25 protein-coding genes are annotated in these 25,297 nt (G+C 71.8%); 13 read left to right on the top strand and 12 right to left on the bottom strand.

The features are described from left to right. Positions 1 to 6: 6 nt before the first annotated feature. Both ACZ3TS_RS29305 and ACZ3TS_RS29300 read right to left on the bottom strand, forming a co-directional pair. Entirely contained in the window at positions 7 to 750 is a 744-nt protein-coding gene (locus ACZ3TS_RS29305) for a zinc ribbon domain-containing protein (RefSeq protein WP_467623835.1), read from the bottom strand. Next, positions 747 to 1,610 carry a Nif3-like dinuclear metal center hexameric protein gene (locus ACZ3TS_RS29300; RefSeq protein WP_467623811.1) on the bottom strand — a complete coding sequence of 288 codons (864 nt, stop codon included), beginning with the start codon at positions 1,608 to 1,610 and terminating at the stop codon, positions 747 to 749. Before ACZ3TS_RS29300 ends, ACZ3TS_RS29305 begins: the two co-directional genes overlap by 4 nt. 263 nt (positions 1,611 to 1,873) lie before the next feature. Here ACZ3TS_RS29300 and ACZ3TS_RS29295 point away from each other — a divergent pair, with 263 nt between their 5' ends. Continuing rightward, complete coding sequence (locus ACZ3TS_RS29295; protein ID WP_467623832.1) at positions 1,874 to 3,136, top strand: hypothetical protein; 1,263 nt, start codon at positions 1,874 to 1,876, stop codon at positions 3,134 to 3,136. A gap of 48 nt (positions 3,137 to 3,184) precedes the next feature. Next, positions 3,185 to 3,349, top strand: a complete 165-nt coding sequence (locus tag ACZ3TS_RS29290) for a hypothetical protein (RefSeq protein WP_467623809.1) — start codon at positions 3,185 to 3,187, stop codon at positions 3,347 to 3,349. A gap of 144 nt (positions 3,350 to 3,493) precedes the next feature. On the opposite strand, the gene ACZ3TS_RS29285 is transcribed toward ACZ3TS_RS29290, so the two are convergent. The 3 genes from ACZ3TS_RS29285 to ACZ3TS_RS29275 are packed head-to-tail and all read right to left on the bottom strand — an operon-like array spanning position 3,494 to position 6,465. Beyond that, positions 3,494 to 4,450: a 3-oxoacyl-ACP reductase gene (locus ACZ3TS_RS29285; RefSeq protein ID WP_467623807.1), complete on the bottom strand. Its 957-nt coding sequence runs from the start codon at positions 4,448 to 4,450 to the stop codon at positions 3,494 to 3,496. Between the two features lie 51 nt (positions 4,451 to 4,501). Continuing rightward, the gene (locus tag ACZ3TS_RS29280) at positions 4,502 to 5,578 is read right to left on the bottom strand and encodes a Zn-dependent alcohol dehydrogenase (RefSeq protein ID WP_467623805.1); all 1,077 of its coding nucleotides are present in this window, start codon (positions 5,576 to 5,578) and stop codon (positions 4,502 to 4,504) included. Between the two features lie 29 nt (positions 5,579 to 5,607). After that, positions 5,608 to 6,465 (bottom strand): MaoC/PaaZ C-terminal domain-containing protein, encoded by an 858-nt coding sequence (locus tag ACZ3TS_RS29275; RefSeq protein WP_467623803.1) that lies wholly within the window; start codon positions 6,463 to 6,465, stop codon positions 5,608 to 5,610. A gap of 235 nt (positions 6,466 to 6,700) precedes the next feature. Between ACZ3TS_RS29275 and ACZ3TS_RS29270 the strand changes: the two genes are divergently transcribed. Genes ACZ3TS_RS29270 through ACZ3TS_RS29260 form a run of 3 tightly spaced genes read left to right on the top strand, consistent with a single transcriptional unit; the run spans position 6,701 to position 9,324 of the window. Further along, positions 6,701 to 7,351 (top strand): ATP-binding cassette domain-containing protein, encoded by a 651-nt coding sequence (locus ACZ3TS_RS29270; protein ID WP_467623801.1) that lies wholly within the window; start codon positions 6,701 to 6,703, stop codon positions 7,349 to 7,351. Positions 7,352 to 7,367: 16 nt separating this feature from the next. Continuing rightward, positions 7,368 to 8,672: a sensor histidine kinase gene (locus ACZ3TS_RS29265; RefSeq protein WP_467623799.1), complete on the top strand. Its 1,305-nt coding sequence runs from the start codon at positions 7,368 to 7,370 to the stop codon at positions 8,670 to 8,672. A gap of 19 nt (positions 8,673 to 8,691) precedes the next feature. Beyond that, positions 8,692 to 9,324, top strand: a complete 633-nt coding sequence (locus ACZ3TS_RS29260) for a response regulator (RefSeq protein WP_467623831.1) — start codon at positions 8,692 to 8,694, stop codon at positions 9,322 to 9,324. 43 nt (positions 9,325 to 9,367) lie between these two features. On the opposite strand, the gene ACZ3TS_RS29255 is transcribed toward ACZ3TS_RS29260, so the two are convergent. Beyond that, entirely contained in the window at positions 9,368 to 10,786 is a 1,419-nt protein-coding gene (locus tag ACZ3TS_RS29255; protein WP_467623798.1) for an MFS transporter, read from the bottom strand. Positions 10,787 to 11,067: 281 nt separating this feature from the next. On the opposite strand from ACZ3TS_RS29255, the gene ACZ3TS_RS29250 reads away from it, so the two are divergent. The 5 genes from ACZ3TS_RS29250 to ACZ3TS_RS29230 all read left to right on the top strand — a co-directional run bounded on the left by ACZ3TS_RS29250 (position 11,068) and on the right by ACZ3TS_RS29230 (position 16,673). Continuing rightward, the gene (locus tag ACZ3TS_RS29250) at positions 11,068 to 12,807 is read left to right on the top strand and encodes an MFS transporter (protein WP_467623795.1); all 1,740 of its coding nucleotides are present in this window, start codon (positions 11,068 to 11,070) and stop codon (positions 12,805 to 12,807) included. 133 nt (positions 12,808 to 12,940) lie between these two features. Next, a complete protein-coding gene (locus ACZ3TS_RS29245) occupies positions 12,941 to 13,603 on the top strand; it encodes a class I SAM-dependent methyltransferase (protein WP_467623793.1) in 663 nt (220 codons plus the stop codon). Between the two features lie 10 nt (positions 13,604 to 13,613). Further along, positions 13,614 to 14,558, top strand: a complete 945-nt coding sequence (locus tag ACZ3TS_RS29240; RefSeq protein ID WP_467623792.1) for an N-acetylmuramoyl-L-alanine amidase — start codon at positions 13,614 to 13,616, stop codon at positions 14,556 to 14,558. 158 nt (positions 14,559 to 14,716) lie between these two features. After that, positions 14,717 to 15,478, top strand: coding sequence for a DUF5336 domain-containing protein (locus tag ACZ3TS_RS29235; RefSeq protein WP_467623789.1), 762 nt, complete (start codon positions 14,717 to 14,719; stop codon positions 15,476 to 15,478). Between the two features lie 112 nt (positions 15,479 to 15,590). After that, positions 15,591 to 16,673 carry an LLM class F420-dependent oxidoreductase gene (locus ACZ3TS_RS29230; RefSeq protein ID WP_467623788.1) on the top strand — a complete coding sequence of 361 codons (1,083 nt, stop codon included), beginning with the start codon at positions 15,591 to 15,593 and terminating at the stop codon, positions 16,671 to 16,673. 59 nt (positions 16,674 to 16,732) lie between these two features. Here ACZ3TS_RS29230 and ACZ3TS_RS29225 read toward each other — a convergent pair whose 3' ends face one another. Further along, complete coding sequence (locus ACZ3TS_RS29225) at positions 16,733 to 17,290, bottom strand: hypothetical protein (protein WP_467623787.1); 558 nt, start codon at positions 17,288 to 17,290, stop codon at positions 16,733 to 16,735. A gap of 191 nt (positions 17,291 to 17,481) precedes the next feature. Here ACZ3TS_RS29225 and ACZ3TS_RS29220 point away from each other — a divergent pair, with 191 nt between their 5' ends. After that, positions 17,482 to 17,775, top strand: a complete 294-nt coding sequence (locus tag ACZ3TS_RS29220) for a hypothetical protein (protein ID WP_467623786.1) — start codon at positions 17,482 to 17,484, stop codon at positions 17,773 to 17,775. 11 nt (positions 17,776 to 17,786) lie between these two features. On the opposite strand, the gene ACZ3TS_RS29215 is transcribed toward ACZ3TS_RS29220, so the two are convergent. From ACZ3TS_RS29215 to ACZ3TS_RS29205, 3 genes are read right to left on the bottom strand one after another with little or no spacing between them, the layout of a single operon-like run. Next, positions 17,787 to 18,857 (bottom strand): prenyltransferase/squalene oxidase repeat-containing protein, encoded by a 1,071-nt coding sequence (locus tag ACZ3TS_RS29215; RefSeq protein ID WP_467623783.1) that lies wholly within the window; start codon positions 18,855 to 18,857, stop codon positions 17,787 to 17,789. Beyond that, entirely contained in the window at positions 18,854 to 19,597 is a 744-nt protein-coding gene (locus ACZ3TS_RS29210) for a class I SAM-dependent methyltransferase (RefSeq protein ID WP_467623768.1), read from the bottom strand. Before ACZ3TS_RS29210 ends, ACZ3TS_RS29215 begins: the two co-directional genes overlap by 4 nt. Next, positions 19,591 to 21,117: a glycosyltransferase family 4 protein gene (locus ACZ3TS_RS29205; RefSeq protein WP_467623767.1), complete on the bottom strand. Its 1,527-nt coding sequence runs from the start codon at positions 21,115 to 21,117 to the stop codon at positions 19,591 to 19,593. The genes ACZ3TS_RS29210 and ACZ3TS_RS29205 overlap by 7 nt, the downstream gene beginning before the upstream one ends. A gap of 204 nt (positions 21,118 to 21,321) precedes the next feature. Between ACZ3TS_RS29205 and ACZ3TS_RS29200 the strand changes: the two genes are divergently transcribed. After that, positions 21,322 to 21,966, top strand: coding sequence for a TetR family transcriptional regulator (locus tag ACZ3TS_RS29200; RefSeq protein WP_467623765.1), 645 nt, complete (start codon positions 21,322 to 21,324; stop codon positions 21,964 to 21,966). A gap of 247 nt (positions 21,967 to 22,213) precedes the next feature. Here the strand turns inward: ACZ3TS_RS29200 and ACZ3TS_RS29195 are convergent, their stop codons facing one another. Together ACZ3TS_RS29195 and ACZ3TS_RS29190 are read right to left on the bottom strand one after the other, a co-directional pair. Beyond that, positions 22,214 to 22,447: a ferredoxin gene (locus tag ACZ3TS_RS29195; RefSeq protein WP_467623763.1), complete on the bottom strand. Its 234-nt coding sequence runs from the start codon at positions 22,445 to 22,447 to the stop codon at positions 22,214 to 22,216. 3 nt (positions 22,448 to 22,450) lie between these two features. After that, complete coding sequence (locus tag ACZ3TS_RS29190; RefSeq protein WP_467623761.1) at positions 22,451 to 23,911, bottom strand: aldehyde dehydrogenase; 1,461 nt, start codon at positions 23,909 to 23,911, stop codon at positions 22,451 to 22,453. A 171-nt stretch (positions 23,912 to 24,082) separates the two neighbouring features. Here ACZ3TS_RS29190 and ACZ3TS_RS29185 point away from each other — a divergent pair, with 171 nt between their 5' ends. Further along, the gene (locus ACZ3TS_RS29185) at positions 24,083 to 25,114 is read left to right on the top strand and encodes an MBL fold metallo-hydrolase (RefSeq protein WP_467623758.1); all 1,032 of its coding nucleotides are present in this window, start codon (positions 24,083 to 24,085) and stop codon (positions 25,112 to 25,114) included. The last annotated feature ends 183 nt before the right edge of the window (positions 25,115 to 25,297 follow it).

Raw genomic sequence — 25,297 nt, 5'->3', positions numbered from 1 at the left:
TGTCTCTTACAGGCCGGACTCGGACGTGCGCACCAGGATGCGGCGGCAGTTCTCGCAGCGCACGACCGTGTCGGGGGCGGCCGCACGGATCTCGTTCAGCTCGGTGATCGCCAGCTCCTGGCGGCAGCCCTGGCAGGTGCGCTGGTACAGCTTGGCCGCGCCGATGCCGCCCTGCTGCTCGCGCAGCTTCTCGTACAGCTTCAGCAGATCCGCGGGCACCGAGCCCGCGACGACCTCGCGCTCCTTCGTCACCGACGCGGCCTCGCCGTCGATCTCCTCGAAGGCCGCGTCCCGGCGCGCCGTGGTGTCGTCGATCTTCGACTGCACCGACGCGACACGCTCGGTCAGTTCGGCGACCCGCTCCTGCACGGACTCGCGCCGCTCCATCACCTCCAGGACGACGTCCTCCAGGTCGCCCTGCCGCTTGGCGAGCGAGGCGATCTCGTGCTGGAGGTTCTCCAGGTCCTTCGGCGAGGTGACCGCGCCGGAGTCGAGGCGCTGCTGGTCGCGGGTGGCGCGCCGGCGCACCTGGTCCACGTCCTGCTCCGCCTTGGTCTGCTCACGGGCGGTGTCGCTCTCCTCGGTCTGCGCGGCCACCAGCAGGTCGCGCAGTTGCGTGAGGTCCTTGGTCAGCGACTCGATCTCGGCGTGCTCGGGCAGTGACCTCCGCTTGTGCGCGAGCTGCTGCAGGCGTACGTCGAGGGCCTGGACGTCGAGGAGTCGGATCTGGTCGGCGGGCGCGGCGTTCAGTTGGGGGCTCCAGAGTGTGTCGTCGGGCCGGACGCCGCGTGGGCGGTCCAGGGGTCGGTGACCGTCTTCGAGACATGGACGCGAAGGTCCCATCCGTTCCGGTCGGAGATCTCGTCGAGCTGGGCGGCGGCCAGCTCGCACCAGGGCCATTCGGTGGCCCAGTGCGCCGCGTCGAGCAGCGCGAGAGGACTGTGGGGGCGAGCCGCCATGAACTCGGACGCCGGGTGGTGGCGCAGGTCCGCGGTGAGGAACGCGTCGACGCCGGCCGCGCGGACGTCGTCGAAGAGGCTGTCGCCGGAGCCGCCGCTGACTGCGATCGTACGGACCGGCGCCTCGGGGTCGCCGGCGACGCGGATGCCCTGGGCGGTGGCGGGCAGCCGCTCGGCGGCCAGCGCGGCCAGCTCGCGCACGGCCAGCGGGTGGTCCAGCTCGCAGACGCGGCCGAGGCCCCGGCGGCCCTCCGGATCGGTCGCATCCGGCACGAGGGGGCGTACGACCCTCAGGTCGAGCGCTCCGGCGAGGGCGTCGCTGACCCCGGGGTCGGCGCGGTCGGCGTTGGTGTGGGCGACGTGCAGCGCGATGTCGTTCTTGATCAGGGTGTGCACGACACGGCCCTTGAAGGTGGAGGCGGCCACCGTCGTCGTACCGCGCAGATAGAGCGGGTGGTGGGTGACCAGCAGGTCCGCGCCCAGCTTCACCGCCTCGTCGACGATCTCCTGGACGGGGTCGACGGCGAAGAGGACCCGGGAGACCTCCTGGCCGGGGTCGCCGACGACCGTGCCGACCGCGTCCCAGGACTCGGCCCGCTCGGCGGGCCACAGGGTCTCCAGCGCGGCGATGACTTCTGACAGACGGGGCACGGGGGAAAGGCTACCTGCCCCGGGTCCCTGGCCCCTCGGCCGCGGGCCAGGGGATCAGGCGGGCCGGGCGGCGGCGCCGGGCCGGCCACTTCCGGGAAGGGGAGGTCGCACGAGGACGAGCCGTGCGCCCCCTCGTGCAGCACACCCGCCCCCTTTTCCTCAGCCGAACCCCGGGACGAACACCCTTATGTGTGAAGCGGCCCTCCGCTGATGTCACGCCCGTGCGTACGAAAACTAGCTTCGTCGCCGGAGGTGACCGAATGATGACGGCCTGTGCCTTCACAACCGCCACGGCGGACGGGAACGACTGGGCGGCCCGCCCCGGATGCGTGATCACCGCGGACGGCTCCTACGCGGCGCGCCTCGCCCTGGACGGCGAGTCCTGGTACCCGGAGCGCTGGACCCTGGACGGCCCCGAACCGTACGCCGTACCGCTGCCCGGCAACCAGCCGGAGGAACCCGGCACCGAAGTGCAGCCGATGGCCGACGGCCGGGTGCTGATCCACCGCGTCGTGGACGGGCGGCACCTGTTCTCGCTGCTGTACCCGACCGGGCCGGGGACCGGGGAGCTGCCGCTGGGCACGGTGGAGTGCCCACGGGAGGGGAGCCGGCTGTGGCTCCTGCCGCCCGCGCCGACGGGGGACCGCGCGTTCGCGCTCGCCGTGGACGGGGGGTCGACGACGGTGTGGCTGGTGGCCGGCGGACGGGGCAGGCCCGCGCGACTGGCCGAGGTGCCGGGCCGGTGCGCGGGCGGGGTGTGGCTGGACCGTGCGGGTCGGATGCTGGCCCTGGACCGCACTCCGGACGGGGGTCCCACGAAGACGGTGGTGGTGGATCTGGCGCGGGGCGGGGAGGTGTCGCCGCTGCTGCAGATCACGGACTCGAGCAACGACCGGCTGCTGCTCGCGGATCCGGACAGCGGGCTGCTGCTGATCCGCTCGGACGCGCCGTCTCCCGGTCAGGACCGGCTGGGCTGGGGGGTGCTGGGCAGCACACTGCCGGTGCGTTTCCCCGAGTGTCTGCGGCTGGGCTGCCCGACCACACCGTTCGCGATCCAGCCGGGCCAGGCGCTGACGCCGGAGAGCTGCGCGGTGGCACTGTGGCTCGACGGTGCGGCGGGCAGCTGGGTCGGGGTGTGGCGCCCCGCGGACCGCCGGGTCCACCATCTCGCGGCGCCGGCGGGCTGGCTGACGGGGACGGGCCTGTGGACGCGGGAGGGGGCGCTGCGGCTGCCGTATGCGACGGGGACGGTGCGGTGCGGGGTGGCGCGGATGGAGGTGCCCGGGGCATGGGTCCGGCCGTCGGCGGAGGAGGCGGACGAGCGGCCGGTTCCCAAAGCCCTGGAGCCGGGTGCGGCACGACCGGTTCCGTTGCAGCAGGCGCTGTCTCCGCGAGGTGCGGAGACCAGGCTGACACCCCTCGTATGGGTCCGCACGAGGCAGACACCGGTGGGGAACGGGGAGGGCGGCGGCAGCCGGGGCGCCACCTACCCGGCCCCCGACACGACTGTCGTCGCCGCCCGTTAGAATCGCCCGGCTGTACGAAGGATCATGTTGACGGGGTGAAGACTTCAGATGAGCGACATCAGCACCACACCGCTTCTGTCTGCCGAGGCCCAGGAGAACCCCGGGCACGGCCGGCACCGCGGCCCGGGCACGGCCGATGACCAGGAGACGGCACCGCACGGCCGGCACCGCAAGTCGTCCGAGCAGCCCGAACACACCGGCACGGGGGCCTGAACCCGACCGACAGGTTAACTGACGACGTGTCAGTCCCGCGAACCGGCCGGCTGCCGCGTCACACGGCCCAGCCCGTCCCAGGACGGGCTGGGCCGTTTCCGTGCCGGGCTCCCCCGGGGCCCGGGCCATGGTCGTCACCGCTGCTCAGCGCTCCGCCGTGGCCGGTTCGTGCCCGAGACCGAGCACTTCCACGGCCGCGAACGTCTCACCCGTGGGCCGCTGGGCGTAGTGCGGCGTGAGCAGCGCGTCGAGTTCGTCGTACGTGAAGACGTCCTGCTTGGTGTCGAACTTGGCCTGCACGCGCGGGCGTTCGACGATCGCGACCATGCCGCCGTGCACGACGAGGAGCTGCCCGTTGATCTGCTGCGCGGCGGGTGAGGCCAGATAGCCGACGAGCGGGGCGACATGCTCGGGCGCGAGCGGGTCGAGGCCCTCCTGCGGCCTGCGAAGGCCGGCGAAGACGTCCTGCGTCATACGGGTCCTGGCGCGCGGGCAGATCACGTTCGCCGTCACCCCGTACTTGGCCAGGGCGAAGACCGCCGAGGTCGTGAGGCCGACGATTCCGCCCTTGGCCGCCGCGTAGTTGGGCTGCCCGGCCGAACCCGCCAGGAACGCCTCCGAGGACGTGTTCACGATGCGCCCGTACACCGGCCCGTCCGCCGCCTTGGAGCGTGCCCGCCAGTGCGCGGCGGCGAAGCGAATGGTGTTGAAGTGCCCCTTGAGATGGACCCGGATGACCGAGTCCCACTCGTCCTCGGACATCGAGAAGACCATGCGGTCCCGCAGGATGCCCGCGTTGTTGACCAGCACGTCGAGCTTTCCGAACTCGGCGACCGCCAGCTCGACGAGAGCGTGGGCCTGCGCGAAGTCGGCGACGTCCCCGGTGTGGGCGACGGCCCGGCCGCCTGCCGCGCGGATCTCGGCGGCGACCTCTTCGGCAGGAGCGGCGGAGGCCTCCCCCGAGCCGTCCCGGCCCGGCTGCCCGTAGTCGTTGACGACGACGGCCGCGCCGAGCCGGGCGAGCTCCAGCGCCTCGGCCCGGCCCAGGCCCCGGCCCGCGCCGGTGACGACCGCGGACAGCCCTTCCAGTGGCAGCGACATCAAGGTCCTTTCCACAAAGGTCCTTTCCACAGACGTCCGAGAGGAGCGGGCTCAGATCTCGATGCACGTGCGCAGCGCGGTACCCGTCCGCATCTGGTCCAGCGCCTCGTTGATCTCGGCGAGCGGAACCCGGTGGGTGATCAGGCCCGCCAGGTCGATGCGTCCGGCACGCCAGAGCGCGACGGTCCGCTCGTAGGAGCGCAGGACGTCCCCGCCGCCGTACATGGACGGCAGGATCCGCTTCTCGTCGAAGAACAGCTCGAACATGTTGAGCTGGAGGAAGTCGTCCATGGCGCCCGCGCCGACCACGACGAGGGTGCCGCCGCGCCGGGTGTTCTCGTAGGCCGTGCGGGCGGTGGCCGACCTTCCGACGACCTCGAAGACGTAGTCGAAGCCCTCACAGCCGGTGATCTGCTGTTTCGCGTCGGGCAGTTCCTCCGGCGACACCGCCTTCGTGGCGCCGAACCTGAGGGCGGACTCGCGGCGGGAGAGCACCGGGTCGACGGCGACGATCTCGGCCGCGCCCTTGAGTCGCGCGCCCTGGATCGCGGAGATGCCGACGCCGCCGCACCCGATGACGGCGACGGACGAACCGGCCTCCACGTCCGCGGTGTTGAGGGCGGCGCCGAGCCCGGTGGTCACGCCACAGCCGATGAGGGCGGCGATGTCGTACGGCACGTCGTCCGGGATGGGCACCGCGCAGCCCGCGTCGACGACGACCTCGTCGGTGAAGGTGCCGGTGCCCGCGAAGCCGAAGACGTCACCGCCGGGGCGCTTGAAGTTGGCGGTGCCCGCGTTCACGAACCCGGCCAGGCACAGCTCGGTCTGACCGCGCCTGCAGGCGGGACAGGCGCCGCAGGCCGGCAGCCAGCACACGACCACCCGGTCACCGGGCTTCACGTTGCCGACGCCCTCGCCCACTTCGAGGATCTCGCCCGCGCCCTCGTGGCCGGGCACGAACGGGGCGGGCTGCGGCAGTACGCCGCTCATCGCGGACAGGTCCGAGTGGCACAGCCCGGTGGCGCGCACCCGGATCCTGACCTTGCCGGGGCCGAAGCCCGTCGCCTCGACGTCGTCGAGGACCTCCAGCTTGTCCTGGCCGATCTCGTGCAGTACGGCTGCGCGCATGGTGCGGCTCCCCTCGATGGCTGGGTGGCTCAGGAGTGTTCGACGATCGTGTCGGCGAGGACCGGCGCGTCGTCCCGTTCGACCGCGGTGACGGCCACCCGGACCGAGCCGTCCTGGCGCCACATGCGGATGCGCAGGGTCTCGCCCGGGAAGACGACCCCGGCGAAGCGCGTGGAGTAGGCGCGGACACGGGTCACGTCCCCGTCGAGCAGCCTGTCGACGACCGCCTTGAGCGTCATCCCGTAGGTGCACAGGCCGTGCAGGATGGGCCGCTCGAACCCGGCGAGCTTCGCGAACTCGGGATCGGCGTGCAGTGGGTTCCAGTCGCCGGAGAGGCGGTAGAGGAGGGCCTGGTCCGCGCGGATCGGCCGTTCGACCACCCTGTCGGGCTCGCCGGTGGGGGGATCGAGGCGGGTGGAGGGGCCGCGGTCGCCGCCGAAGCCGCCCTCCCCGCGTACGAAGATCTGGGCGTCGTTGGTCCACAGCCGGCCGTCGGCGTCGGCGACGTCGGTGCGCAGGACGAGTACGGCGGCCTTGCCCTTGTCGTACACGGCGGCGATACGGGAGGTGGCCGTCGCCGTGCCCTCGGCCGGGATCGGACGGTGGATCGCCAGCGCCTGCCCGCCGTGCAGGACACGGGCGAGGTCGACGTCCACGCCGGGCATGGACAGACCGCTGATGACGCCCGGGGAGCCCGCCCCCGCGACGGTGGCGAAGCTCGGCAGGACGTGCAGCCGGGACTCCAGGGTGTAGCGCAGCTCGTCGGGGTCGGTGGCGGGGACGCCCGCGCCGATGCCGAGGTGGTAGAGCTGGACGTCCTTGGCGGTCCAGGTGAGCTCGCCGGTCCGTGGCTCGGCCGCGAGGGCCCTGGCTGCGTCGATGGGCATGAGGCTCCTGAGAGGTCCAAGACCTCGGTGCGGCCGTCCGCACCGTCGGCCGCACCGAGGTCGTCACGGGCCGACCTAGAACGCGTTCCAGTCGGCGCCCCCTGTATAGCCCAGCGCCCCGGAGTTGTGAAGTCTCCTGACGTGGCGTCAGATCGATGCGCCGTGACATTTGTCCTCCCGGACTCCGTACAAGCGCATCTGCTGCGGACCGCCCCGTCTCCGTAGCGTCATAGCCATGACGAAGACGACCGGTACACCACCCGCCGTGTCCTTCACGGGGGCGGTCAGGACCTACGGTGCCGTGCGCGCGGTCGACGGCGTGGACCTGGAGATCGCGCACGGTGAGACGGTGGCACCGCTCGGCCGCAACGGCGCCGGGAAGTCCACGACGATCTCACTGATGCTCGGCCTGAACGAGCCGGACGAGGGCACCCTGGAGCTCTTCGGCGCGGCCCCGGAGCGTGCCGTGCTCGCCGGACGGATGAGCGCCATGCTGCAGGAGGGCCGAGCGGTCTCCCGGGTCACCGTCCGTGAGCTGGTCTCCTTCGTGGCCGGCCGCTACCCGGACCCGATGCCCTTCGCGCGCGCCGTGCTCGGCCTCGGCAACGGCTACCGGCTGACCGCGCAGACCACGGGCGTGGCCAACATGGTGTGCAACCTGGGTCTCGCGGTGCTCGGCGGCCTGTGGTTCCCGGTCACCCTGTTTCCCGGCTGGCTGTGCGCGGTCTCCGCGTACACCCCGACCCACCGCTTCGCCCAGCTCGGCACGTCGGTCGCCGACGGCCGGGCCCCGGCGCCCGGTGCCATGCTCGTCCTGACGGCCTGGCTGCCGGCGTTCGGTTCGTACGCTGTGCTGTCTCACCGCCGCGGCGCGCAGAACATCTGAACGGGGGGAGAGGGACATGTCGTGGTTGCGTAAAGCCTCCTGCCGCTTGGACGCGTGGCAGCTCGCGCGCGAGACGTGGACGGAGGACAAGGAGCGGTTCAGGGCCGAGCAGAAGGCCGCCCGGACGACCGGCAGGGCGCCGGAGACCTCCGGTCCGCCGCCCAGCGGGTTCGCCCTGCTGCCCTGGCTTCTGATGGGAATGGGCGCCTTCTCCAACATCTTCCAGGGCAAGACCCAAAACCCGTGGATCGGCGGCCTCGGTCTGCTCGCCTTCAACTCCCTCTACATCTATGTGGTGTTCCGCGCCTTCGACAAGGAGAAGCGGGGGGCGCGGTCCACGCGGGTGGCCTTGCTCCTGATGGCGGCGGTGACCTGCGGGCTGGCCATCGGATACGGCGGCAGCTGGCTGCTGTTCTTCCCGCTGCTGGGCCTCGCGACGGGCGCGACGGTGCGGGGCCCGTGGCTCGGCAGGACCGGTATGGGGCTCACCGTGCTGGCCGGCACCGTCGCCGGCCTGCGCGACGGCTGGGACGCGATCAACATCGCCTATGGCACCTTCCTGTCCACGATGGTGACGGCCGCGATCCTGTCCCTCTCCGAGGCCGTACGCGAACTGCGCGCCGCCCGTGAGGAACTGGCCCGCCGCGCCGTGGAGAAGGAACGCCTCCGCTTCTCCCGCGACCTGCACGACCTGCTCGGACACACCCTCTCGGTGATCGTCGTGAAGTCGGAGGCGGCCCGCCGTCTGGCCCCCCGCGACCTGGACGCGGCGCTGGCGCAGGTCACCGACATCGAGTCCGTCGGGCGCCAGGCGCTCACCGAGATCCGCGAGGCGGTGACGGGCTACCGGGAGGGCAGTCTGACGACGGAACTGGACCGTGCCCGCTCGGCCCTGACCGCCGCCGGCATCGAACCCGTCGTACGCCGGTCGGGCCCTCCCCTGGTGCCGCAGACCGAGGCCCTGCTCGGCTGGGTCGTCCGCGAGGCGGTCACGAACGCCGTCCGGCACAGCGGCGCGACCAGCTGCGAGATCACCGTGGACGGCACGCCCGAACGCGTCCGGCTGACGATCGCCGACAACGGGAACGGCGCGCCCTCCACGCCGCCCCCGGCGGGCATCGGCGGCACCGGTCTGAAGGGCCTGACCGAACGCCTCGCGGCGGCGGGCGGCTCACTGCGGGCCGGCCCGTCGCCGCGCGGCGGCTTCACGGTCACCGCCGAACTCCCCGTGGGATCCGAACTCCCCGTGGAGCCGGGCGGCTGCCTCACGGGCCGCACGGTGCGAAGCGGGCAGGCCGTCAGGGCGGCGCCCGCACCGTAGGCTTGACCGCGTGGACGAGATGCCCAGAAGTCACCGGCCGGCGAAATGCATCAGGGTCCTGCTCGCCGAGGACCAGGGCATGATGCGCGGCGCCCTCGCCCTGCTGCTCGGCATGGAGGCGGACATCGAGGTCGTCGCACAGGTCTCGGCGGGCGACGCGATCGTGGACGCCGCGCTGACCCACCGCCCGGACGTGGCCCTGCTGGACATCGAACTGCCGGGCATGAGCGGTCTGGACGCGGCGGCCGAGCTGCGTGCACAGGCCCCGGACTGCCGGGTACTGATCCTCACCACCTTCGGCCGGCCCGGTTATCTGCGCCGCGCCATGGAGGCGGGCGCCGCGGGTTTCCTGGTCAAGGACGGACCGGTGGAGGAACTGGCCGCCGCGATCCGGCGGGTGCTCACCGGCGAGACGGTCATCGACCCGGCGCTGGCCGCGGCGGCCCTCAGCGCCGGGCCCAATCCGCTGACTCCGCGCGAGTGCGACGTGCTGAAGGCCTCCGTGGACGGGGCCACGGTCTCCGACATCGCCGCCAAGCTCCATCTGTCCGAGTCCACGGTCCGCAACTACCTCTCCTCCGCCATCGGAAAGACGGGCACCCGCAACCGCATGGAGGCGATGCGGGAGGCACGGCAGCAGGGGTGGCTGTAGCGAGGGACGTCCAAGGAGTCCATGAGGCGGCCGGACCGTTGCCTCAGCGAGTGGAGATCTTCCGCGGCAGCCACGCCAGCATCAGCACGGTCCCCACCAGGAGCAGGCATCCGCTCCACCGGAAGGCCAGGGCGTACCCCTCCGTCAGGGCCTCGGCCGAACCGGCTTCCCCCGTGCGGGTCGCCGCCACCATCGACATGACCGCGAGGCCGAGCGAACCGCCCATCGTGCGCGAGGTGTTGATGAGTCCCGACACCACCCCTGCGTCCCCTGGCGCCGCTCCCGAGGTGGCGAGCGCGGCGAGCGGGGTCGCCGCCAGGCCGGCGCCCAGCATCATCAGGATCCCCGGGAACATGATCGCCGTCAGATACGCGCCGTCCGCGGTCATCGTCGACTGCCAGCCGAAACCGGCCGCCGCGACCAGCGACCCGAGCACCGCGACGTTCCGCGCTCCCACGCCCGGCATCATCAGCGGCGCCAGCTTCGAGCCGAGCACCACGGCCAGCGAGCTGGGCACCAGCGCCAGACCGGCGTCAAGCGGCGAGTAGCCGAGGACGTTCTGCGCGTACAGCGTCATGAAGAACCACATGCAGAACATCGCGGAGCCGGAGACGAACATGGCCGCGTTCGCCGACGACACGGACCGCAGCCGCAGCAGCTTCAGCGGCATCAACGGGGCCTTGGCGCGCGCCTCGGCGGTCAGGAACAGGCCGAGCAGGGCGAGTCCCGCGCACAGCGGCACCAGGGTCGCGGCCGCCGTCCAGCCCTCCGCCTCCGTCTGCACGATCCCGTACGCGAGCGTGCCGAGCCCCGCCGTCACCAGCAGTGCGCCCGGCAGGTCCAGGCGCCGGCCGTCCCCGGCGCGGCTGTCGAGCAGCCGACGCGCGGAGCCGGCCAGGACGACCGCCCCCACGGGCACGTTGATCAGCAGTACCCATCGCCAGGACAGGCCGTCCACCAGCAGTCCTCCGACGAGCCCGCCCGCCGCGCCACCGCCGGCGCCCACCGCCGTCCACGTGGCGATGGCCCGCGCCCGTGCGGCGCCCTCCGGCACCGCCGCGGTCAGGAGCGTCAGCGTCGAGGGCGCGAGGACGGCCGCCCCCAGCCCCTGCGCGGCCCGCGCGACCAGCAACTCCCAGCCCTCCTGGGCCAGCCCGCCGCCGAGCGAGGCCAGCGTGAACAGGCCGAGCCCGACGAGGAACATCCGCTTGCGCCCGTAGAGGTCCCCGGCGCGACCGCCGAGCAGCATGAACCCGGCGAAGGCGATCGCATAGGCGTTCACGACCCACTGCAGCCCCGACGCGCTCAGCCCGAGGTCGGCCCGCATCGACGGCAGCGCCACATTGACGACGGACACGTCCAGCACGACGAGGAACTGTCCGGCGCAGGCGAGCCCGACCACCACCCAGGTGGGCGGCGCGGTACGGCGGGACAGTGAGGTGTCTTCGGCGGCTCGCAGCATGGGGGTCATCGTCCCAACCCCGATGCGCCCCTTGCATCGGGATTTCGCCCCACCCGCGCCTCGGTCGTACGACGTACACCACCCGACCGCCGCCTCGCCGAGCCCGATGCCGTGCCCTGACGGAAGATCAGATCCTCATGGGATGGTCAAGGATTCGTTAGTACGCCGAAGCATCGGAATAGTTGCCCGCGCATACGAGGTTTACCCAGCACTTATCCCGCGCGGATCACGCGAACGACTTCTTCCGCACCTCTTCACTTCCGGCCTGGAGGCCATACGCAATGACGCACACGACGACCGACCAGCCCGCTCGAAGGCAGTCCGGCGCGATCGTGCCGGTACTCGCCTTCGCGGGAATCGTTGTCGCGGTGATGCAGACCCTGCTCGTCCCGGTCATCAAGGATCTGCCCCAGTTGCTGAGCACCGCGCCCAGCAACGCCACCTGGGTCCTGACCTCCACTCTGCTCTCGGGCGCCGTGGCCACGCCGATCATGGGCCGCCTCGGCGACCTCTACGGCAAGCGGCGGATGCTGCTGGCCAGCCTGGCCGTGATGGTGGTCGGCGCACTGGTCAGCGGTTTCACCAGCGCCGTACTGCCGATGATCGTCGGGCGCACGCTCCAGGGCTTCGCGATGGGCGCGATCCCGCTCGGCATCGGTCTGATGCGCGACATGCTGCCCCGCGAGCGGCTCGGCTCGGCGATGGCCCTGATGAGCTCGTCGATCGGCGTCGGCGGCGGACTCGCGCTGCCCGCCGCCGCCCTGGTCGCCCAACACGCGAACTGGCACGCCCTGTTCTTCGGCGCCGCCGGACTCGGCGCCCTCTCGATCGTCCTCACGCTCCTCGTCGTGCCCGAGTCCCCGGCCCGCGCCGAGGGCTCCTTCGACCTGCTGGGCGCGCTCGGCCTGTCGGCCGGCCTGGTCCTGCTCCTGCTGCCGATCACCAAGGGCAGCGACTGGGGCTGGGCGTCCGGCACCACGCTCTGCATGTTCGCGGCCTCGGTCGTCGTCCTCCTCCTGTGGGGTGTGCTGGAGCTGCGCCTGAGCGCCCCGCTCGTGGATCTGCGCACCACGGCCCGCCGCGAGGTACTGCTCACCAACCTCGCCTCGATCATGGTCGGCGTCTCGTTCTACGTCGTCTCGCTCGTGCTGCCGCAGCTGCTCCAGCTGCCCGCCGCCACCGGCTACGGCCTGGGCCAGTCGATGGTCGTCGCGGGTCTGTGCGTGGCACCGCTGGGCCTGACGATGATGTTCACCGCGCCGGTCTACGCCCGGCTGTCCGCCAAGTACGGCCCCAAGGTCACCCTCATCAGCGGCCTGCTGATCATCGCGATCGGCTACGGCGGCGGCCTCGGCCTGATGGACGCCGCCTGGCAGACCGTGATCACCTCGGTGGTGCTCGGCGCGGGCATCGGCCTCGCGTACTCCTCGCTGCCCGCGCTGATCGTCGGCGCGGTCCCGGCCTCGGAGACGGGCGCGGCCAACGGCCTCAACACCCTGATGCGTTCGATCGGCACCTCGGTCTCCAGCGCCGTCATCGGCATGGTGCTCGCCAACACCGCGAACCACGTGAACGGCCTCGCGGTCCCCACCATGCACGGCTTCCGCGTCTCCTTCCTGATCGCGACGGCCGCGGTGGCGCTCGGGCTGCTGCTCGCCCTCTTCCTCCCACGGCAGCGCGCCTCTGCCAAGCCGCAGCTGCGCGCCAGCAGCGAGGAGGACGCCAACCTGGAGCGGGCGCAGGAGGTGCTGCGCGGCTTCCGCGGCCGGGTCCTGAGCGCCGACGGCGCTCCGGTCGCCCGCGCCAAGGTCACGCTGATCGACCGCCGGGGCCGCCAGGCGGGCGCCACGCTCTCCGCGGCGGACGGCAGCTACGCGCTGGCCGTACCGGCCGAGGGACCGTACGTCCTGGCCGCCAAGGCCACGGGCCATGCCCCGCTCGCCTCGTCGGCCACCCACTCGGGCGACGACCGCCCGGTGGAGCTGGACCTCTCCCTGCCGGGCGAGACGGTCTCCGCCTGACCTGCTTCCGAACACCCGCACCCCCCGTCGCCGCCGCGCCGGGGGGTGCGGCAGCATGGGGCGTCCACAGGTCCGTACGCCGCCCCTGGCGGAAGTACGACGCCTGAGCGCACGTACGAACGAAAGGACTCCCATGCCCGCGGCGCCCAAGCCCGAGATCCTGGCCGCCTTCGAGGCCGCCAAGGGGTTCATGCCTCTCGGCGAGGGACTCGCGCTGTACGAGGCCGCCGTCGAGGCCGGGCGGCTGGGCCTGCCCCTGCTGGAGGTCGGCACGTACTGCGGGCGCTCCACCATCCTGCTCGCCGACGCGGCGCGCGCCGCCGGGGTCACCGCCCTCACGGTCGACCACCACCGCGGCAGCGAGGAGCAGCAGCCGGGCTGGGAGTACCACGACCCGGAGACGGTCGACCCCGAGGTCGGCCTGATGGACACCCTGCCCGCCTTCCGGCGCACCCTGTACCGGGCGGGCCTGGAGGACCACGTGGTGGCACTCGTCGGCCGTTCACCCCAGGTGGCCAAGGTCTGGAACACCCCGCTCGGCCTCCTGTTCATCGACGGCGGCCACACCGACGAGCACGCGAACGCCGACTACGAGGGCTGGGCTCCCCATGTGGCCGAAGGCGGACTGCTCGTCATTCACGACGTCTTTCCGGAGCCGGAGGACGAGTTCACCGGTCAGGCGCCCTACCGCGTCTACCTCAAGGCGCTGGCGTCCGGCGCGTTCACGGAGGTCTCCGTGACCGACTCACTGCGCGTCCTGCGGCGAACCGGGGCAGGGACCGATCCGCGCCGTTAGGGTCGCAGACATGTCGTACGCAGGTCCGGACTTCGATCCTTCCCAGCCGCGCCGCTTCCGGCGCGGTCCGCTGACTGTGGCGTTCGCCGCGCTGGTGCCGGCCGCGCTCGTCGGCTGGCTGGTCTACGAGGCGGTCGCCGACACCGGGGGCGGCCCGGCCCGCTCGGCGCCCGCCCCGGGGTCCTCGGCGACCGGGTCCGCCGCGGTCTCCCCGCCGGACGACGGCAGACAGCCGGTCACCTCGACAGCCCGGACGCCGACCACAAGGCGGGCCGGGTCCGGGCCCCTCGCGGGCAAGGTCGTCGTCGTCGACCCGGGACACAACCCCGGCAACTTCCGGCACGCCTCCGAGATCAGCCGCAAGGTGAACATCGGAACGAACTCCAAGGAGTGCGATACCACCGGAGCGGCCACCAACTCCGGTTACACGGAGGCCCGGTTCACGCTGGACGTGGCGCGCCGCCTGCGCACACTCCTCCAGCAGCAGGGCGCCACCGTGAAGTTCACACAGGACGGCGACCGCCCGTGGGGCCCGTGCGTGGACGAGCGGGCGAAGATCGGCAACGAGGCGCACGCCGACGCGGCGATCTCCCTCCACGCGGACGGCGCGGCGGCCGGCGACCGCGGTTTCCATGTCATCCTTCCGGCCTCGGTGCACGCGGGTGCGGCCGACACCCGTCCGATCGTCGCCCCCTCCCGCGACCTCGGCGAGCGCGTCGCCGGCAGCTTTGTCCGCGCCACCGGAAGCACACCCGCCAACTATCTGGGCCATGGCACCGGCCTCGTGGTACGCAGCGATCTCGGCGGTCTCAATCTGTCAACGGTTCCCAAGGTGTTCATCGAGTGCGGCAACATGCGCGATAGCAAGGACGCGGCATTGTTGACCAGCGGCGCGTGGCGGCAGAAGGCGGCGCAAGGAATCTCTGAGGGAATCGTGAGTTTCCTGCGCGGGTAGCGATCACCGGTCCCCACCCGGCGGACACCCGAACCGGGCGGACGATAGTGTCGTCCGTAAGACGAGGGGCCACCCCCGCGCTTCACACCGCGGCCCGAGGGCGACCTGGTGACAGCGACGCCTCCACCGACGACGAGACGACAGACGAAGGACCCGAAGTGAATATCCGCTCCCTCACTAGAGGCGACGGCGTGGTGATCGGAGCAGCGGTATTGCTGTTCATCGCGTCGTTCCTCGACCTCGCCGGCTGCAGCGGCGCGTTCTGCGGCTCCATCAGCATCCCGAACTCCTGGGACAACCTCGGGCTCGGGCTCGGCACCTACATGGCCGGCGTGATCGGTGGTGCGCTGGTCGTGTTCTCCCGTCTGCTCCCGGAGCCTCGCAAGGTCGTGGGTCTGGATCTGGGCGTGGTCGGTGCCACGCTGACCATCTCGGCGGCGTGGGTGCTGCTGTGGACGCTCATCGACGTCGACAACGCCGGCTCCGGCCTCGTCCTCGGCTTCATCGCCGCCCTCGTCCTGGCCGCCGCCGCTGTCGCCACTCCCCTGGTCCCGGCCCTGCAGGCCGCCCTCATCCCCGCCCCCAAGCCCGCCGCACCCCAGCCCTACGGCGGGCAGCCCCAGGGCGGTTACGGCTACCCGGGTGCGCAGCAGCCGCAGTACGGCGGACAGCCGCAGCAGGGGCAGCCGTTCGGCGGGCAGCAGCAGCCCGCTCCGGCCGGGGACTTCTCGCCGTTCTGGTTCGCCGTGCCGGTGCCGCGTCCGCTGTACGCGGAGGACGGCTCTGCCACACCGATCGCCGAACTCGCGCCGGGCACCTGGTACTTGGCCGTCGAGCAGCGTGGACCCGGCCTGGTGGCGCAGACGCAGGACGGCCGTCGTGGCGTGTTGCAGGACACGAGCGGCATCCAGCGCGGCTGAACCCCTTCGCGGCACGGCCCCTCGCCCTTCCGGGCGGGGGGCCGTTGTCGTACAGTCGCAGCTCTGCAGAGTGAACTGACGGTTCGTCAGAGTACGGACGGCTGGAGGCGGCATGCGGCTCGGACTCGCGCTCGGCTACTGGGGCCGTGGCCCCGCGGCGGACCAGGTGACGCTGGCGCGGGAGGCCGAGCGGCTCGGTTACGACTCCGTGTGGACCGCCGAGTCCTGGGGATCGGACGCCTTCACCCCGCTGGCCTGGATCGCCGCCCGGACGTCAAGGATCAAGCTGGGAACGGCGGTTGCCCAGATGGCGGCCCGTTCGCCGACCACGACCGCGATGCACGCGCTCACCCTCGACCACCTCTCCGGCGGACGTATGATGCTCGGCCTCGGGCTGTCGGGGCCTCAGGTCGTGGAGGGCTGGTACGGGCGGCCTTTCCCCGCGTCGCCGGTGATTGCGACCCGGGAGTACGTCGATGTCGTGCGCCAGGTCCTGCGGCGCGAGGCCCCGGTCACGCTGGACGGGCGGTTCCATCCGCTGCCCTACCCGGGGCCGGACGGCACCGGGCTCGGCAAGGCGCTGAAGCCGATCACCCACCCCCTGCGCGCCGATCTGCCGATCCTGCTCGGCGCGGAAGGGCCGAAGAACGTGGCGCAGACGACCCGGATCGCGGACGGCTGGCTGCCGCTGTACTGGTCGCCGACCCGTGCCGAGGTGTACGGGGCGTCGTTGGCCGGGCTGGGCGAGGCCCGCGAGGGATCGGGGGAAAACCGCTTCCTCGTCGCCCCGATGGCCCGGGTGAAGGTCTGCGACGACGTCGCCGAGGGACTGTTGCCGGTGAAGGCGATGCTCGCCTTCTACATCGGCGGAATGGGGCCGATGATGGGGCGCGCGGAGCGTTCCATCGGGGGCGGTGGTCGGGCGAGGGGCGGGAGAAACTTCCATGCCGACCTCATGGCGCGCATGGGGTACGAGGAGGAGGCCCGCCGGATCCAGCAGCTGTTCCAGGAAGGCCGACGGGAGGAGGCGGTGCTGGCCGTGCCCGACGCCTTCGCCGACGAGATCTCGCTCGTCGGCCCGCGCGAACGCATCGCGGAACGGCTGGAGTTGTGGCGCAAGGGCCCCGTGACGGACCTGCTGGTCCTGGCGCCGGACCCGCACACGCTCCGGGCGCTGGCCGAACTGAACGCGTAGCTGGGCAGCCCGCCGCGACGCTGCGCGGCTCCGCTCCGGCCCTCGCACCGGAGTGCGCGTCATCCGGTCACGAGCTGTCTGGCCGTCGGCACCTGGATTCCGACCGGGGTCCCCGCACTCTTCCCCGCCTTCTTCACCTTGTCGACGACGTCGGCGAAGTGACGCACCGCAGACTCGTCTCCCTTGCTGAGCCGCGAGGGCAGGTCCTTGAGCCCGCCGATGCCCGGGGCGAGCGGGGCGAGGGCCCGGGCCAGCGCGGGGTCGCCCCGGGCGTTGCGCACGGCCGCCTTGAGCCGGTTGTACGCGAAGGTGCCCGCCAGTCCCGCCTTGGCGAGGGCGGCCGTCCGTCCCTTGGCGCCCTCCTTGAACGTGCCGGCCTTCCACGGCTTCACGATCCACTGGTACGTCGCCCCTGCCGCGAGTCCCGCGTTCGCCACGAACCGGGTCCTGGCGAACTTCTGCTGCTCGGCCGAGGTGCTCGGGGAGGGCGTGGCGACCGCGATGTAGACGGCCGTCACCTCCTGTTCGCTCCCGCCCTCCCCGCAGGCGGCGGCGCCGACGAACAGGGTGCAGCAGAGGGCGAGCGCCACGGCGAGGGGTCGTATCGGTACGGGCACGGGGTCCTCCGGGCCTTGGAAAGGAACGGAAGGTCTCCCGATGGCCGGGAGACCACGGCTCTACCGGCAGCCTCACCCGCCCCGCCGGACCGTGCCGCCCGGCAGGTCCGTTCGGGTGATTCCCTTGTCCCGCAAGGGATGCGCCGCCCCCGTACGGGTTTCAGCCGCGGGCGACGGGCAACCCGAAGGGCATGTCCCCTCGATATCACAGTGGTGCCAACCAGGCCGGCCGCGTCATTGCGATCGTCGCCGACGTCATGGCCTTCATCCTGGGCCTGTGGATCCTGATGTACCTGCTGGACGCGAACCGCGCCAACGACCTGGTGCAGTTCGTGCACGACGCGGCGAACTGGCTGGCGGGCTGGTCGCACGACCTGTTCACCTTCGACGAGGCCTGGGCGCGCGTGGTCGCCGGTTACGGGCTGGCCGCCGTGGTCTACCTGTTCGTGGGCCACGCCATCGCCGGCCGGATGCACCGGCACTGACCACCAAGGGCCTAGGCGCAGCAGTCCGTGTCCAGCCCCCGCGGCAGGCGTTCGCCGCCGAAGACAGCGCACGTCGGCTCGTCGCCACCGAGCGCGGCCACCGCGAGGAGGAGCGAACCGGCCGTCCACGTGGTGAGTTCCCTCGGCCAGACCACCCGGTCCTCGAAGACGTAGCCCGTCCAGTACAGGCCGGTCTCCGGATCCCGCAGGTGCTGGATCGACTGGAGGATCTCCAGCGCGCGGTCGGACTCGCCCATCGCCCATAGGGCCAGGGCGAGTTCGGCCGACTCGCCGCCGGTCACCCAGGGGTTGGGGACGACGCAGCGCACGCCGAGGCCGGGCACCACGAAGCGGTCCCAGTCCGCCTCGATGCGTTCCTTCGCCTCGGGGCCCGTCAGGGCGCCACCCAGGACCGGGTAGTACCAGTCCATCGAATAGCGGTCCTTGTCCAGGAACCGCTCCGGGTGCCGGCGTATCGCGTGCCGCAGCGTGCCCACCGCCAACTCCCAGTCCGGCTGAGCCTCTTCGCGCTGTTCGGCGATGGCGAGGGCGCAGCGCAGCGCGTGGTGGATCGAGGAACAGCCGGTCAGCAGCGCGTCCGCCACGACCGTGCCGTCGTCCTCGCGCTTCCAGCCGATCTGTCCGCCGGGCTGCTGGAGCCGGAGCACGAACTCCACGGCCGCGTACACCGTGGGCCACATCCGGTCCAGGAACATGTCGTCGCCGGTCGCGAGGTAGTGGTGCCACACCCCGACGGCCGCGTACGCGACGAAGTTCGTCTCACCACCGCGGTCGGTGACGTCCTCCGGGTCCCCGTCGGCGTACGCCGCGTACCACGACCCGTCCTCGTTCTGGTGCCGGGCCAGCCAGTCGTACGCCCGCTCGGCCGCCGTGTGCTCCCCGGCCGCGTCCAGCGCCATGGCCGCCTCGACGTGGTCCCACGGATCGAGGTGGTGCCCGCGGAACCATGGCATGGCTCCGTCCTCCCGCTGCACGGCGAGGATCCCGCGGACGGTCGCGGCGGCCTCCTCGGCGGTGAGGACCCCGGGCAGGACGAGGTGTTCTGTCCGGGGGGTCGTCACGTGGCGTCCGCCTCGGACAGACGGGGCAGGTGGGGCTTGGTCGCGTACGCCACGAAGCTCTTGCCGATCAGCGGGTTCAGCGTCTGTTCCGCGACCCGGGTGGCGAGCGGCTTCTTCATGATGTCCCAGACCAGGAGCCTGTGGTACGCGCGCACGGGCAGTGCCTTGTCGTTGTCGACGCCGAACGCGCACTTCAGCCACCAGTACGGCGAGTGCAGCGCGTGCGCGTGGTGCGTGCCGTACGGCCGGAGCCCGGCCTCCCGGATCTTCGCGAGGAGTTCGTCCGCCTTGTAGATGCGGATGTGGCCACCCTCGACCTCGTGGTAGGCGTCGGACAGGGCCCAGCAGACCTTCTCGGGGCCGTAGCGCGGGACGGTGATCGCGATGCGGCCGCCCGGCTTGAGCACCCGGACCATCTCGGCGAGGACGCCCTTGTCGTCCGGGATGTGCTCCATCACCTCGGAGATGATCACGACGTCGAAGGACTCGTCGGGGAAGGGGAGCGCGAGGGCGTCCCCCTCCATGGCGGTCGCGGCGGCGCCGTCCGGCGCCTCGCCCGCCTCCTTCATCGCCGCGAACCACTTGGCGACCTCGCGGATCTCCTCACCGTTCCGGTCGAGAGCCACGACCTGGGCGCCGCGCCGGTAGCACTCGAACGCGTGCCGTCCGGCACCGCAGCCGAGGTCCAGGACACGGTCGCCCGGGGCGAGCGGGAACCGGGAGAAGTCGACGGTCAGCACGTGGCCCTGCTTTCGCGGTTGGGTACGACTAGTTCTTCGGCGGCTGGCTCTCCGGCCCCGGATGCAGCACTTGCCGAGGCCGCGGAGCGGCCGGGATGCTGGACCGCGGAGCCGGCAAGGTCCGTCGCCGTGGAGCGGCGGACATCTCCGGCCGTGGAGCGGCGCGAATCCGGGCCGGAGACGGGGGTCCCCCCGTGCGAGCGAAGCCCAGCGTCGGGGAGGGCGATGGCCTCGCGGTACCGCGCCACCGTGCCCTCGGCGGCCTTCGCCCACGTGAAGTGACGCAGCACCCGCTCACGGCCGGCCGCACCGAGCCGTAGCCGAAGCTCCGGATCCCCCAGCAACCGGCTCAGCCCGGCGGCCAGCGCCCCCGCGTCTCCCGGCGGCACCGCCAGGCACGTCTCGCCGTCCCGTCCCGCGACCTCCGGTATGGCACCGCCCGTCGTGGCCACCAGCGGCGTGCCCGTCGCCATCGCTTCGGCGGCCGGCAGCGAGAAGCCCTCGTACAGCGACGGCACGCACGCCACCTCGGCCGACCGCACCAGGTCGACCAGCTCCGCGTCCGAGATGCCCTTGACGAACTCGACGGCGCCCTCGAGCCCGTACCGCTCGATCGCCTGCGCGACCGGCCCGTCCTCCGCGCGCTTGCCCACGACGACGAGGTGCGCCCCGGGGTGCTCGGTCCGCACCTTCGCGAGCGCCTCGACCAGGAAGACCAGGCCCTTGAGCGGCACGTCCGCGCTGGACGTCGTCACGATCCGGCCCGGCACCTGCGGCACCGAGGGATCCGGTGAGAAGAGGTCCGTGTCGGCACCGATGTGCACGACATGGATGCGGTCCTGAGAGACGCGCAGATGGTCGACGATCTCCTGGCGGGACGTACCGGAGACGGTGAGGACCGAGGGCAGCCGACGCGCGACCCGCTTCTGCATGCGCGTGAACGCGTACCAGCGCCGTACGGACGCCCGCCGTTTCCAGCCCTGGGCCGCGTCCAGCTCCAACCGGCGGTCGACGGTGATGGGATGGTGGATGGTGGTCACCAGCGGCGCGCCCACATCGCCCAACAGCCCATACCCGAGCGTCTGGTTGTCGTGCACGACATCGAAGTCGCCGCGCCGGGCGCGTAGATGACGGCCGGCGCGCAGCGAGAACGTCAGCGGCTCGGGGAAGCCGCCGGTCCACATCGTCGCGACCTCGAGGGCGTCGATCCAGTCCCGGTACTCGTCGCGCTTCGGGGTGCGAAAGGGATCGGGCTGGCGGTACAGATCGAGGCTGGGCAGCTCGGTGAGGGAGAGCCCCGCCAGGCCCTCGCCCTCGTCGAGCACGGGGTACGGCTGCGCACCGATCACCTCGACCCGGTGGCCGAGCCGGACCAGCTCGCGCGAGAGGTGCCGTACGTACACGCCCTGGCCGCCGCAGAACGGGTTTCCCTTGTACGTCAGGAGCGCGATGCGCAACGGGCGGTCCCCGTCCGCGGCCGAGCCCTCCTGGGGACCCGCCTCCCTGGCCTCAGCGGTCACTCTCGGCCCCTTCTCCCTGCCGTTTCCCGCGAGATTACGCCGGGACGGTAATCTAGAACAAGTTTCAGACTTGATCGTAGAGCCTCTGAATCTACCGGCAGGTAGCGCCACCGTGAGCGGAGGATCGGGTGATTCGCGCCACGGCCGACGCCCTGCCATGCTGTCTGATCGCCCGCCCTCACCGACTGTCACGGAACGGGACCCATGCCTGCGGAAGCCAAGGTGCCAGCCAGTACCGCGCGACCGGCGGCGCAGCCGGCCTCACCTCCGCTCACCGAGCGACAGGAGGCGCGCCGCCGCCGGATCCTGCACGCGAGCGCGCAGCTGGCCAGCCGGGGCGGTTTCGACGCGGTGCAGATGCGTGAGGTCGCGGAGTCCTCGCAGGTGGCCCTCGGCACGCTGTACCGCTACTTCCCCTCCAAGGTGCACCTGCTGGTCGCGACCATGCAGGACCAGCTGGAGCACATGCACGGCACCCTCAGGAAGAAGCCGCCGGCCGGAGAGACTGCGGCCGAGCGGGTGGCGGAGACCCTGATGCGCGCCTTCCGCGCGTTGCAGCGCGAGCCGCACCTCGCCGACGCCATGGTCCGCGCCCTGACCTTCGCGGACCGCAGCGTGTCCCCCGAGGTGGACCAGGTCTCGCGCCAGACGACGGCGATCATCCTGGACGCGATGGGACTGGACGACCCGACCCCGGACCAGCTCTCCGCGGTGCGCGTGATCGAGCACACCTGGCACTCGGCCCTGATCACCTGGCTCTCCGGCCGCGCCTCCATCGCGCAGGTCAAGATCGACATAGAGACGGTCTGCCGACTGATGGACCTCACGGGCCCGAGTGGTCGGGACTAGGCCCGCCGGAGCACAAAAAAGACCTACGAGACGAGTTCGGACGACCTTCCGGTCTTTCGACCTTCCGGTCACTCGGCCGACCGATGTCGGCCCCAGCGGAAACCGAAGTTTCACGCCAAAGTCGGCAACTTCCGGTCGAGTTTCCTTACTCGCCCCGTAGGCAACTTCCAGCATAACATCGCCATAACCGGATGGGACCCTCTGAATCATGATTTTTTAGGCAATCCAGGCATACACCCCGCGCGACCTAGTCTTCCGGCGGGTACACCGGCTCCCCGCTCCCCACGAGCGTGATCACAACCGCCTCCACCGGGCAGTTCTCCGCCGCGGCCAGGATCTGCTCGGCCGCGTCGGCGTCCGGTTCGACAGGTTGGGACTGCCGGGCGAAGTCGAGGCGGAACACGTCGGCCGCGCGGTGGACGCACTGCGCGGAGCCGATGCAGACCGAGCGGTCGACCTCGATGTGCCAGCGGTCGCCCATGCGCTACGCCTCCCCGTACCCGGCCGGCAGATGGATCATCTTGTGCTCCAGGAACTCGCCGTACCCCTCGGGCCCGAACTCGCGCCCCAGGCCCGAGTTCTTGTAGCCGCCGAAGGGGCCGAGCATGTCGAGGCTGAAGGTGTTCACCGAGTACGTTCCGGTCCGCACCCGACGGGCGACCTCGATGCCACGCTCGACGTCCGCCGTCCACACACTGCCGCTCAGCCCGTAGTCGGAGTCGTTCGCGATCTTCACGGCCTCGCTCTCGTCGCCGTACGGGAGCAGACAGATGACGGGTCCGAAGATCTCTTCGCGGGCGATCCGCATGGAGTTGTCGACGTCACCGAAGAGGGTCGGCTCCACATACCAGCCGTGGTCCAAGCCCGGCGGACGTCCGCCGCCGGTGAGGATCTTGGCGCCCTCCTCCTGGCCGATGCGGATGTAGTCGAGGTTGCGCTGCTGCTGGCGCCTGGCCACCAGCGGGCCGACCTGGGTCGCCGGGTCCAGCGGGTCGCCGACCACGAGCGCGCTCGCCGCGGCGGCGAAGGCGTCGGCGAACTCGTCGTAGCGCGAGCGCGGCACGAGGATGCGGGTCTGGGCCACACAGGCCTGGCCGTTGTTCATCCAGGCGGCCGGGACGATCCCCGCCACGGCCTGGGAGACGTCCGCGTCCGGCAGCACGACGGCCGCCGACTTGCCGCCCAGTTCCAGGGTCACCCGCGTCAGGTTCCGCGACGCGACCTCCATCACGCGCTTGCCGGCCGCGACCGAGCCGGTGAAGGACACCTTGTCGATGTCCGGGTGCCCGACGAGGTACTCGCTCACCTCGCGGTCCGCGGGCAGGATCGACAGCACGCCCTCCGGCAGACCGGCCTCGCGCGCGATCTCACCGAGGATGTACGCGTCCAGCGGCGACTCGGGCGACGGCTTGAGCACGACCGCGCAGCCGGTGAGCAGCGCGGGCGCGAGCTTGGCGGCGGCCACGAACTGCGGCACGTTCCACGGCACGACGGCCGCCACGACCCCGACGGGCTCGCACCGCACCAGGATCTTCCCGAGGACGCCGTCGCGCCGCTCCTCGTAGCCGAAGTCCCGCGCGACCGTGATCGCCGCGTCCCACACCATCATCGCGCCGAGCACCTGCGCGAGGACGCTCCAGGAGTACGGGGAGCCGTTCTCGGAGGAGATCACGCGGGCGATCTCCTCGTGCCGTACCGCGATCGCGTCCTTGATCCTCGTCACGACCGCGATCCGCTCGTCGAGCGTCATCCGCGGCCAGGGGCCCTCGTCGAAGGCGCGGCGGGCGAGGGCCACGGCCCGGTCGACGTCCTCCTGCGAGGCGTGCGGCACCCGCCCGATGACCTCCTCCGTGTGCGGCGAGACCACCTCGATGACGTCCTCGCCCAGGGGATCGGTCAACTCCCCGCCGATGAACAGCTGTCCGTGTTCCACGAGCTCGGTCATGGCCGACTGCCTCCCCGGGGGCATTCTCTGACGATCCATCAGATATCGCAACTGATACCAGTTCCGGTCGACGGAGTCCACGGTCGGGACACGGCCCCTGGAAGGTGACCCTGGCTACCGTCGAAACGTGTTCTAGTTATAGTTGGCCGGAGGACGGCGATTGGGGAACCCATGGCTCAGACGGCCGATCACGGCGGGGGCGTACGGTCGATCAGGGTCCCGATCCCTGACAATCCGCTCGGTCACACGCTGGTGTACGTCATCGACACCGACCGCGGTCCGGTGCTCGTCGACACGGGCTGGGACGACCCCGGATCCTGGGACACCCTGAACGAGGGACTGGCGGCGTGCGGCACGTCGGCCGCCGAGGTCCACGGGGTGGTCGTCACCCACCACCACCCCGACCACCACGGTCTGTGCGGCAGGGTCCGCGAGGCGTCCGGCGCATGGATCGCGATGCACGCGGCGGACGGCGCGGTCGTACGACGGACCCGTGAGACGCGTCCTGACCGCTGGTTCACCTATATGACGGCCAAGCTCGCCGCGGCCGGCGCCCCCGAGGAGCACCTGGCCCCCCTGCGGGCCGCGCGCGGCCGCCGGAGCCTCCCGGGCCTCTCCCCCGCACTCCCCGACCGCGAGATCGTCCCCGGTGAACTCCTCGACCTCCCGGGCCGTCGACTGCGCGCGATCTGGACCCCGGGTCACACGCCCGGCCATGTGTGCCTGCACCTCGAAGAGGAACACCCGTCCGAACTCCCGGGCCATGGCCGCCTCTTCTCCGGCGACCACCTGCTGCCCGAGATCACCCCGCACATCGGCCTGTACGAGGACCCGGACGACGCCACCGTGACCGACCCCCTCGGCGACTACCTGGACTCCCTGGAACGCGTCGGCCGCCTCGGGCCCGCCGAGGTGCTTCCGGCCCACCAGTACGCGTTCACCGACGCGTCCGCCCGCGTCCGGGAGTTGCTGGCCCACCACGAGGACCGGCTGACCGGCCTCCTCGCCCTCCTCGGCGACCCGCTGACCCCTTGGCAGCTGGCCGAGCGCATGGAGTGGAACCGCCCCTGGGACCAGATCCCGTACGGCTCGCGCCACATCGCGGTCTCGGAGGCCGAGGCCCATCTGCGCCGGCTGGTGAAGCAGGGGCGGGCGGAGGCGGTGGCGGAGAGCGATCCGGTGGCGTACGTGCGTGCCGCGTAAAACACGCGGACGGCGGGGTCGGCGGAGCGGCGGGCCGGCAGGGCGTGCAGGTCGCGCAGCAGCCGCGCGAGCGTCGCCCCGGCCTCCTCGGGCCCGAAGCGACCCGCCGGGAGCGCGTCCAGCAGGGTCGGCCCGGACAGCCGTTCCATCACGAGGTCGCCGCGCGTCGCCGCCCGCATGCCG

The organism is Streptomyces sp. NPDC022910 (assembly GCF_055561075.1).
This window is presented reverse-complemented; position numbering and strand designations above follow the sequence as displayed.